1 protein-coding gene is annotated in these 12,566 nt (G+C 33.3%); it reads right to left on the bottom strand.

Annotation, left to right across the window (positions count from 1 at the left end):
- Window positions 1-6 precede the first annotated feature (6 nt).
- Window positions 7-12,288, bottom strand: coding sequence for an SDR family NAD(P)-dependent oxidoreductase (locus ACWNT5_RS07615; RefSeq protein WP_456517016.1), 12,282 nt, complete (start codon window positions 12,286-12,288; stop codon window positions 7-9).
- Window positions 12,289-12,566 lie beyond the last annotated feature (278 nt).

The following is a 12,566-nucleotide window of genomic DNA, read 5'->3' as shown; positions in this document are numbered from 1 at the left end:
TGTTTTCTAATTTTGAAAATGTAATAATGGGTGTAATTTTGTTTTCTTTTTATTCTCTGTCCCTGATATATCTGATGGTATCCAATATGTCTCCCTTGCAAATGGATATGTAGGCAAGCTTATTCTGTTTGGTTTTTCTATTCCGTATAACAGATTCCAATCAATAAAGACATTTTTAACCCATAACTGGGCCAACGACTCGGACTCTTTTAATTCAATTGATTTCTGAATGAATGCTCTACCTGCTTCTCCTTTTAAAATAGAAGTGGCATTTTCTTCTTTACTATTACCTGTATACATCAAGTTGGAAATAGACTTTTTGGAGTTATGGTCCAAATACAGTTCTAGTTTTTCCTTTAATTCAGAAATAGTATTTGCAACAAATCCTAATCTCTCATCCATTGATTCTCGACCTACTTGTAGTGTATATGCAATCTCATAAAGGTTTAAATCGGCGTTTGATTTGATATATTCTAAAATATCAACTGCTCTATTTCTAAGTCCATTTTTATCGGATGCAGATAATACGATAACTGCTGGGTCGCTTGTATTATATTGTTTTGGATGATCAGAACCATATTCTTCAACCACTAGATGGGCGTTACTTCCTCCTGCACCAAAACTACTTATCCCTGCTACTCTCAATTGATGATCTTTGACTTCCCAATGTGTTGTGCTTTTTTGTAAATAAAAGGGGCTTTTCGCTAGATCTAAGTATTTATTTGGTTGTTTTAACTGAGGATTCCCAGGTATTAATTTATGTTTTAAGGATAGTAATACTTTTAAAAACCCAGCTACTCCTGCTGCCGCTTCTAAATGTCCTATATTGGTTTTTACACTTCCTACTCCACAGTAAGGTTTTTCAGGTTTAGCGATATTTTGTTCTTCAAACAAATCATCAAATGCCGCCTTTAGACCATCTATTTCTATTGGATCCCCCAAGGCGGTTCCGGTTCCGTGGGCTTCTATATACCCGATATTCCTTACATCTACCTTCGAATTACGATAAGCATCTAATAATAGTTGTTTTTGGGCATTCATGTTTGGTGATGTCAAGGTATTGGCTTTTCCTCCGTGATTCTCGGAAGAACCTTTTATCACCCCATAAATTTGATCCCCATCTTTCTGAGCTTGATGTAATGGCTTAAGGATTACAATTCCAACTCCTTCACCTCTAACATAACCATTAGCGCTATCATCAAAAGTTTTACACCTACCATCTTCACTTAACATCCCTGCTTGACTAAACGAAAGAGTTAGCTCTGGAGACAGTAAGGCATTTACACCTCCTGCTATAGCCATATCGCATTGCCCATGTCTTATGCATTCAACCGCTCTATGAATCGAAATTAATGAACTTGAACATGCGGTATCAATAGGTTCACTTGGCCCGTGGAGATCAAATAAATATGATATTCTATTAGCTAAAATAGAATGTGCAATACCTGTAGAAAATTGAGCCTGACTCGCGGCGTATTCATTTTTATTAAGTAGTGTTGAATAATCTGAACTTGAGCAGCCTATAAATACTCCTGTATTACTTCCTTTTATTTTGCTAATAGGGATCGAAGCATCTTCAAAAGCACCATAAACTGCTTCTAAAGTAATTCTTTGCTGAGGATCCATAAGTTCTGCTTCTCTTGGTGAAATCCCAAAAAACATTGGATCAAATTTATCAATGTCATCGATAAACCCTCCCCATTTTGATTTCGTTTTATTTTTATCCAGATAAGGATTCCCATAATATTTTTCCCATTTCCATCTGGATTCCGGAACTTCAGTGATTAAGTCTTGGTTATTTTTTATGTGGTCCCAGAAAGTATTTACATCTGGAGAACCTGGAAAACGACCACTTATACCTACCACCGCAACTGCTGATGATTTATGGGAAGAATCAGCTAAATACTTGTATGATTTTTTAAAATTATGATCTAGAGGAACACTATTTTCTGCAATGTTAGCCAGATCAATTGAAGATGATTTAACCTTGGATAAATCTTCTTTAGCATGAAGACTATTTTCATTTAAGCTATCACCATGTACAATTTTTACTTTCGCTAAGTAATTTTCGATTAAAAAATCAACTAAAAGTTCAATTGTAGAATAATTATAAAAAATCGTTGGTTTAAGATCTAAATCATAAAATTCATTTAGACTTATAGAAAATTTTGTTAATGTTACCGAATCGAAACCATAATCTCCTAAATCCTCATCAATTTCAATATGTGCCTTATCAATTTTTAATAGTTTATGAATTAGGTCACATATTTTATCAACTACCTGTTGTTGAATCAGCGAAACATTGGTTGGCATTAAGGCACTTAACTCTTCAACTTCTAATGATTTTTCTGGAAAAACAATATTCGAATCAAAATTATCTTGTATCCAATAATGTTCCTTTGCGAATGGATATGTTGGTAGACTAATTTTTCTTGGACGAAAATCTGTATAAAGTAATGACCAATCAATAAATACGCCTTCTACCCAACTTCTTGAAATCTCATCATATTTCTTATTCCTAATAGCATCCGCAATGAAATCAAGGTTTTTGGAATCTTGTGGATAGTTAAGAGTATTCTTTTTAACGCTACCTATAGATATATTGTTAGTATCGTTACTTAAGTATTTTATTAATTTTTCAATTATCTCTTCGATATTGTGAGCAGTAAATGCCAATCTTTTAGACATTTCTTCTCTACCCATTTGCAGTGTACCTGCTATATCATAAAGATTTTCGTTTGGATAGTTTTCTAGATGCGTTTTTAAATTTAGTACATACTGTCTCAGTCTATCCGTTCTTTTTGCAGAAAGAACAATAATTACCGGGATATTGAATTTCCCTTTATCAGACTGTTTTGATTGATATGACTGTTTTGATTGATATTCTTCAATGATAATATGGGCATTGCTTCCTCCTGCTCCAAAGCCACTAACTCCTGCTATTCTGGGAATATCGTTTTTGCCGTTCCAATTTTCTAAATGTTGCTGAACCCTGAATGGAGTGGTGTCAAAATCAATATTAGAATTAAGCTGAGATGCGTGTAATGAAGGGACTAGTTTTTTGTATTTAAGCTGTAAAAGTACTTTTGTAATGCCTGCAATTCCGGCAGCAGACTCGCAATGTCCGATATTGGACTTTATAGATCCAATGCTACAATATTGCTTCTTTTGAGTTCCAAAAGCTTTTGTTAGGCCTGCTATTTCTACAGGATCGCCCAAACTGGTTCCAGTTCCGTGTGCTTCGATATAGCTGATATTTTCGGCTTTTATTCTAGCATTTTTAATAGCAGTTTTGATCACAGATGATTGAGCTGTTGGATTTGGAACTGTATATCCATTTGTTTTTCCTCCATGATTAATTGCTGTTCCTTTAATTATACCATAGATTCTATCACCATCTCTTTCTGCTTCTGCCCGTCTTTTGAGAAGTAACGCTCCCACGCCCTCGGCAGGAACAAAACCTTCTCCCTGACTTCCAAAACTTTCGCACTTACCTCTATTAGATAAAAAGGTTCCCTGGCTAAGCATAAGATATTTATTGGGATGAATTGAGATATTTACACCTCCTGCGATAGCTACATCTGAAGCTCCTAAAATCAAATCGTTACAAGCTAAATGAATTGCAGTTAAGGAAGAAGAGCACATTGTATTAACTACCATGCTTGGTCCATCAAAATCCAAATGATGCGAAACTCTGTTAGCAATTCCAGATGTAGTACCACCTAGTGTAGTGGGTTTTCCTTCTATAGTTTTCTCTATTCCAAAAAAACTATATTCTTCATACATTACGCCTACATAAACCCCTGTTTTCTTTCCTTCAGAAAACTCTTTTGATAATTCACTTGCCTTATAACCCGCATCTTCGATCGCTTCCCAGGTTGTCTGAAGAAACAACCTTTCTTGTGGATCCATCTTCACTGCTTCTTTTGGCGAGATATTAAAGAAAAGAGGATCAAATTCTTCTACCCCGTTAATAAAGCCTCCGTATTTACAATTTATCTTTCCTTCTTTCCCTTTTTTAACATCATAAAATGGATCAATATCCCACCTGGATTTTGGTATTTGGGTAACACTGTTTGTTCCTGTTTTTAGGTTTTCCCAAAACTCTTCCATATTATCTGCACCGGGATACCTACCACTCAATCCAATTATGGCTATCTCTTCTTGTAAAAACTTCTCTTTTTCTACATAGAACTTTGACTCATCTGAAAGCGTATTCTTTTTTTCGAGTACTTCATGATCCAAATAATTGTTTCTAAAGCTATTTTGTAAATCATTGTCCTTTCCATTAATCTCTCTTCTTAAGCTCTCTCCATATTGCTGAACAAAATATTCTGAAAGTTGTTTTAAATTTTTGAATTCAAAAAATACCGTAGTTTGGAATTTGTCAAATTTCCTAGAAAGTTCTTTAGACAGTAACCCTATTAATATAGAATCAATTCCTAAAGACTCAAAAGAAGCGTAAACATCTATTGATTTTTCTTCAAGTTTTAACACTTTATAAAAAACTCTTTTTAGATATGATTCTGCATATTCTTGTAAATTTAATTCTGCTGAATTTGATTGTTTTTCGGTTAACTGAGAGGTATTTAACTCTGTAATGTCTGTTTTTTCTCTTTCTGCAGGAATAAGTACTTGGCCATTACTCTTACCCAAAATAAGTTGTTGAGGTATATCTTCTTTATTCTCTAATGAAATAAAGTCATCAAATCCAGCTTCTTCAAGTACATTTTTCCAACTTTCTTCTGATAGTATAGGGCTCCCTTTTATTCTTAATTCTTGATCCTGGTATCCCCACCATCCATCTAACAATCCAAAAGTAAGTGTGAAAAATATGTCTTTCTTTTTCAGCTCATTCAATACCAAAATCCCATTCTTTTTTAGTAGCCTTTTAATATTGAGTAATGAACTAGATATGCTTTTGGTTGCATGTATAACATTTGAGCCGATAATGATATCAAAGGACCCAATATCTAAGGATTTATGTACTTCTTCGTCCTCTATATCAAGTATAGCGGTCCTGATGTATGGTGTCTGATCCGAATATTGATCACGAGCATATATCAAAAATCGATTCGAAACATCTGTGTAATAGTAAATAACATTGTCCTTATATTGAGATAATTCCTTAAAAAGAGCTTCACTTGTGGCACCAGTTCCCGCTCCTACTTCCAGAATTCTTATCTTATTATTGATACCATTATTTTCTATGCCATTTTTTACAATCTCTTTTACAGTCTTAGCTAACGTTTGGTTAAAATAATCGAACCTGTAATTCCCTTTATAAATACCTTCAACATAGTTCAAATCTCCATTGGGAAAAATAATATCTACCGCATGATTATTTCCTCTTAATATTTCTGAATAAGAAGTAAAGCATCTTTCTAAAAGATTTATATAAGATGCTAAATCTTTATATTCCAATCTGATTCTTTCGAATTCACTTGAAATATCATAATCTCTAAGTTCTTCCCTGAGTTTTTCATCGATTGAAATGTCATTTGCTAATATTTGGATGTAATCTAACTCTTCTAGATATTTAAGAATTTCATCAAATAGCTTATTGTATTTTGGAACTATGTTCAGAAACTGACATATATCATCCGTTAATTGCTCATTTCTTTCACTTTGAGTGAACTCCATAAGCCCCATCTCTATTAACACTTGTAATATTCCTTTGCTACAAACAAGTTTAAGTTCTGTATCAGCCATCTGGTTTTTATTATATGCATCAATCTCTGGAGTAACAAGGGAAAGAGCCGAGCTATCCTTTAGATCAATCATCATTTTATCCATTAGTTTGTTTTGAACTATTGCGGATCGCTGACTGTTAAGTTTCATAGCGATAATCTCGGTTTGCTTCCCGGATAAAACTTTTTCCAAGACTTCCATTCCTTCTTTTGGAGAAATACTATCCATCCCCATTTGTTTCATTTTCTCTGCATAGATTTCCGAAGCGACAACACCTACTTCTCCCCAATACCCCCAATTAATAGTGTATATAGGTATACTCAGGGTATTTCTTAAACTGTTGCATAGGGAATCCTTGTAGGTACAACCTGCAGAGTAATTAGCTTGACCTGGTGCATTCCAGTAAGATTGAATGGAAGAATAAAAACAAATAAAGTCTAATGGCTCTTTTTTAAAGGTACTTACTAAATTATGGCTTGCTATTGCTTTTATTGAAAAAGAACTAATAAAATCTTCTTTTTTCATATTCATCAAACTCATATCATTGAGTACCAATGCAGAGTGAAACAAACCATTTATAGATCGATATAACTTTTTGATTTTATCATAAGCTTGTAACAGCTCAAGTTTATTATTTGCATTACATTGAATATAGAGCGGTTTAGGTCCTACTTGTTCAATTTCGTCTTGTGATTTCTGAATATCCTTATCTAATTCTCTACGACCTAACCATATTACTTGAGCATTGTATTTTTCTGCCAAATAGTGTGTTGTTATTTTGCCAATTCCACCCGCACCACCTAAAATCACATAAACTCGATTAGCTTTTAGTCTGGTACCGGTTCTTTGGTTTAGTGTGATATTAGATAATTTTCTTTTATAAAAATTACCGTTTCGATAACCAACTACATCATTGATATAAGGAGCACGTAATATTTTTTCTATTTCTTTATGGTCGAACTCTTTATTTTCAAAATCAATAATTCTAATGTTCACAGAAGGTATTTCTTTTGCCAACGAACTCATTAATCCATTGACTCCTCCTCCTCGATGAGTAGCTAAATCTTTTTCAAAGATTTGCTTTGTATTTTTGGTAAAAACGGTAATATTAAGGTTATGAATATCGCAATCCGAACGTAGCAAGGATTTAATGGATTCAAATATTGACAGCTCAGTTCCATCATAAATATCCACATTGTTATATTGGATATTTTCATCGTACCATCCTGATAAGAAGTATACATTTGTTGTTCTTGTATTAATTTGATCAAAAGAAGCAACTTCTTCAAACTGACATCCCCGATCACTTAAATAATTACCTATCGCTTCTGATAAACTGGTTGATCTACCATCTGTTACCAGCGTATGGACCCCGTCACTAATTCCTTTTTCAATTTGAAGTGCTTTAGCTTTTTCCCAAACAGGAACGTATAAGAGGTTATTGTTCGATAACGTTACTCCGTTATCGTTTCCAATAGTATTTACTAATTTCTTATTCTGTGGTTGTGGTAGTAGTATTAATTCTTTAAAATTAAAAATAACCTCACCTTCTTGATTAAAAAGATCTATCTCGAAAGTAGATACGTTCTTTTTCAGTTGTTTGTTTGAGTGATTTCGAACATAACACCATACAGTTTCAGGTAGGTCTCTAAGTATATTTAGTTGCTTAAGACTAAACGGCATAAGAACCCGAGGTGCATCATCCATCATCATATTTTGCAATACACAAGTCTGAAATGCCGAATCCATAATTCCTAGTAAAGTAGGATCATTTTTACTAGGCAATTCTATTTTAGACAACGCTTCTTTTTCATTGTAATAAAACCCTTTAATCCCCTTAAAGCTTTGACCATAACGAAGACCGTTTTTAGCTAACAAACGATAACATTCTTCTCTATTTTTTGAGTTTAGCAATCTTCCTTTGATTGCATTTAGATCAAAAAACCTATTTTCCAACCTAGAAACGGTAGTTTGAATATTCCCAGATCCATGTAGCACTTTGGTTCCATCATATTCCGTTATAATTTCGTAAGAACCTTCTTTATTGATGTGAGTTTTGACACTTACTTTTTGATGATCTTTCGACACCGATATTGGTTGAAACCAATTAACATTTTCTAAAGCGGTAACCCTTTTGTGAAAGCTTCTTTTACCCGCTTCTTTTGCGATCGCCAAATAGGCAACTCCAGGAAATACTTTTTCTTCAGAAACTATGTGATCGGTAAAAAAATATTCGTTCCCATTAAATTCGCTGCTATACCCTGGTTGTTCTCTATCGGATTTGGTAATGTGTATTAAGGAATGGATTTCTTTTTTGTTTTCTTCCAAAGAGTCATCCTTCTGAATCCAACAACGTAATTTTTCAAAAGGATAGGAGGGAAATTCAATTTTATTTGGTCTATAGTTCGAATACAATCGACTCCAATCAATTATAGCCCCATTACACCAATATTCAGCAATTTTAACTAAATTATCTTCATCAGAATTCATTCTAAAACCATCTGGCATCGAAACTGGATTTTCTTCCCTTAGACCAGTGTTTCTATAAATTTTTTCTGATTCTTTGTGATTTCTATAATCAATTAATTTCTGAGTTAAACCTGCCAAGTCTTTGTAAATTATAGCTACTCTATTGGCCAAATCCTCTTTTGTTACTTGTGAAGTATACGAAAGATCTAGAGGATTGATAAGTGGGTTTTCCTTCAAATGAAATATAACTTTATCTATATATTCATTCAATCTATCTGCATTTTTTGCTGATAAAATGAAAAGATAAGGTTGGTTTTTTATGGTGTCTTGTATTTTCGTTTGACCCGGATAAGATTCTATAACTACATGACTATTAGCGCCTCCCAGTCCAAAACTACTTATACCAGCTCTTAAAATATTATTATCGTTCTTGCTTATCCAATTACTTGTTTCATTCTGAATATAAAAAGGTGTATTGTCTAATACTATTTTAGAGTTTAATACATCAAAATTTAAAGAAGAGGGTAGGCTCTTTTTTTCTATTGACAATAGCACTTTTAGCAATCCAGTTATTCCAGATGCAGCTTCTAAATGACCTACATTTGTTTTAATCGAACCTAATGCGCACCAAGGTTCTATTTCTATTCTGTGTTTAGTGTTTTTACTAGCATAGGAGTTGTTTGATTTAGCATGTATGAGGTTTTTAAATGCTTCGGATAACCCAGAAATTTCTATTGGATCTCCCAATGCCGTTCCAGTTCCGTGTGCTTCTATATAGTCCACGGATTCAATTGGCACCTTGGCGTTTATATATGCTTTTTCAATAAGTTTCTGTTGTTTTTCCGGATTTGGAACAGTGAGACCACCTGATTGACCACCGTGATTTACCGCAGTAGATTTTATAACAGCATGTATTTTGTCTCCTTCCTTTAGAGCTGTTTTTAAAGGTTTAAGCAACATATATACCGCTCCTTCTCCCCTTACAAATCCATTTGCTTTTTCATCAAAAGTAAAGCACCGTCCATCTTTACTCAACATTTTGGACTTATAATAAGAAATACTGCGAGAGGGATGACATATGATATTTATACCTCCTACGATTGCTTGATCGCTTTCTCCAGTTTTTATTGATTTAACAGCCTCATTTAAAGCTACAAGAGAAGATGAACAAGCGGTATCGATCTGTATACTCGGTCCCTCAATATCATAGAAATAAGAAAGTCTATTGGCGATTATTGCTGTAGAAGTTCCTGTTCCTGATAAGGTTTCTTCTACTTTATTATCTCTTAACAACAATTCATAATCACTCCCGCTTACTCCTACATATACTCCAGTATTACTCCCTTTTATTTTGGAAGGCTTATAACCCGAATTCTCTAATAACTCCCATACTAACTCCAGCGATAATCTTTGTTGAGGATCCATTAATTCAGCTTCTCTTGGTGTTATTCTAAAAAAAGAAGCATCAAATTTATCTATATCTTCAACATATCCTCCCAGGTTTATACCCTTATGCTCTTCATATATATCAATCCATTCTGGCCAGATCCATCTATCTTTTGGTGTGTCGCTTATTACCGTCTTTCCTTTTTCTAAAATATCCCAGAGTGCTTTATTTGTAGAAGCACCTGGAAGTCTGAAACTATACCCAACAATGGCTACCTCATTGCTATCAGACGTATCCTTAATCCCTTCTTCATTCAATTGTTGAGAATCGCTTGATCGTGTATGCTTTTCCTCTTTATCAAGTATGGTTTCAGGAGATAGCTCCAATAACCTATTTACAATAGCCTTAGGTGTGTTAAATTGGAAAAAAAATGTGGATGGTGTTTTAATTTGATATGTATTATCTATTAAAACGCCTAATTCCATTAAATCAGCAGAATCAAGTCCCATTTCCATTAAAGGAACATCAAAATCAAAATCAGAAGAAGAACGTAATAGTTTATTTATTTTTTGATAGATATCATTTTTAATTCCTTCCAACATTTTATCTCCCGAAAATTTCTTTTCTTCATTTCTATTTTGAGAACTTTTAGATTCGTTTAACAAGTCATAGCTTATAAGGACTCCATTTCCTAAATTTTCTTTATCCCTTTTTCGATATCCAAACAAAATATCCGAAACTGTTGCGCCGTGTAAGCCATGAAATCTTAAAATAGGGTCAAGTGGAAGCCCTCTTTGGTCTTCTGTTCGTACATATTCTTCATAGGTAATGCCTGACTCCTCAATAAAATCTCTGCAACGACTTACTCCAACAATTCGTTTTACAACACCCTTTAATTTCAAATGTGTTACTAGAAACTTCAATAGCTTATCTCCTAAACCCATATGCTGGCAGGAAGGGGTTATATTCAGATTTAATAATTGAATAATATCAGAGCTGGACTGATTCAGTTGATCGATATCTTCAAACTTAGCATTCTTTAGAACCTCGACACTTTCGATATACTGTGTATAAACTGCACCTACTATTTTCCCTTCAAATTGGATCACAAAATGATTCGTAGGTTTTTTTTTAATTCTCTCTTTTATTATACGCTGGCTTTTTCTAAGGTTTTTAGGCCAACAATCTTTTTCTAACTGATACAGTTCATCAAGGTCCTTTTCGGATGCAGTTCGTATAGCGTAGTTTTCTTTTTTGAAATAATTTAAGGTAATTCTAGAATAAGGTAATTGACTTGGAAATTTTTTAGAAAAATTTTCATCAGGAAATAACCCAACATTTGCAGTTGCTAACAAAAATGTCGATGCTTCGACTAAATGCTGGTGAGAAAAGGCATGATATGCATCAAAATGTAAGTTTTCGGATTCATTCAAAAACCTATTCACCATGGAGAAAGGCAAAGAATGTACTTCTAAGATAATAATACCAAATCTGGACTTCAACTTTGCCCATCTATCAAAGTGTTCTACTAAACTTCCAAAAGCTAACTTTTCATCTATTAGTTGACCATTTTTATCAATACTAAAACTTTCAGAATCTACATAAGGAAATTCCTCTTTTGCAGGAATATATGGTCTGTCATGATCTAAAAATGATCTTATATGTAATACATTTTCAGGGTCATCAATTCGTTCAGATAGTGATTCGTATAAAGCTTCCGGATCTCCGATATCTCCTGTAATCAGCAAATTAGGAATCTCTCCTAATGTTTTTTCTGTCTCTAAAAGTGCTTTTTTGTTAAAATCAATTCCTATTAATCTTAGTGGGTACTTATCAAGTACCTTACCCCGCTCAGTATTTTCTGTAATTGTTTGATAAATTCTCTTCAAAAAGGTACCGTCGCCACATCCCATATCAGCAACGTAAGACGGTTGATTATCAAAAGGTTGTTTATTAAAGATATCTATAATAATATCGTCAACTTCTTTAAAATATCTTTGATGCTGAAAACCGCTAGAAATGACATTTAAGCTTCGATCGACGTGTACTTCATGACCTTCATCAGAATATTCAAAAAGTTCTTTTGGATTTCCAAAAAGTAACGATTCCATGTTGTAAAGCAACGACGTATAGGAAACTACTGTTCCGAAATTCATTGCTTTGTCAATTAGTGTATTACCAAAATCGGAAAAACTGATATTATCACCTTCTTTCATCAGCCATCCTCTTTCAAAAAATAAAGCAACAATTTTAGACTGTATTTTCCCGTGAAATATTTCTTTATCGAATTGATACTTATAATTTTCAGAACATGCTCTTAATTTCAGCATTATTGGTATTAATGTAATACCATCGAGCATAGATATTAAAAAAGGGTCCTTACAATTCCATCCTTTTTTCAAGTCATCTAGTATATCCGAATACAGTTGTACATCTTCAATTGGTGACTCCTTACTAAAACAATCTTTTTTAATTAGTTCTAACAAGGAGATTGGAACGTCTTCCGTTTTTTGGCTTACCAATTGATACTTACCATTTTCAGTGATCTTAAACCACCCCATAGATAATAGAATTCTTAAGGTGGCTTTCATGTATCCGGAATTGAACGATATAATTTCAGACAATTCTTCCAAAGAAAAATCAATCTTATTTACTGACTTAAAAAAACCTCTTTTTTGTAAAGCGCAAATTACAGGAATAACAACATAGCCATGACTCCAAGAGTTCAATAGTTTTAGCATCTAAGTAGAATTTAAATATAAGTTCCGTATTACTTAGTTACGCAACGGGGAATAATGTTACCTTAAAATTTGAATTTTCTTGAATTTTTAAAAAATATATTTTCAAACATTCGAAATAATAATAATACTTCAATAAAACTAAGTTTAAAACAAATAATCCTCAAAAATAAATTAAACAATTATTTAAGAAATGTTAATTAAAATAGAATAAACACTAAACATTATTTAGTGTTTTTTAATAAAAGAAAGATCTTAACATGTACATTTATTCACATTAA

Source organism: Aquimarina sp. 433, from assembly GCF_054054605.1.
Note: the sequence above shows the minus strand (reverse complement) of the source record. Positions and strands in the feature narration are given on the sequence as shown.

Coding starts and splice junctions, on each gene's coding strand:
- ACWNT5_RS07615 (WP_456517016.1), bottom strand. CDS start 12,288: ATGCTAAAACTATTGAACTCTTGGAGTCATGGCTATGTTGTTATTCCT.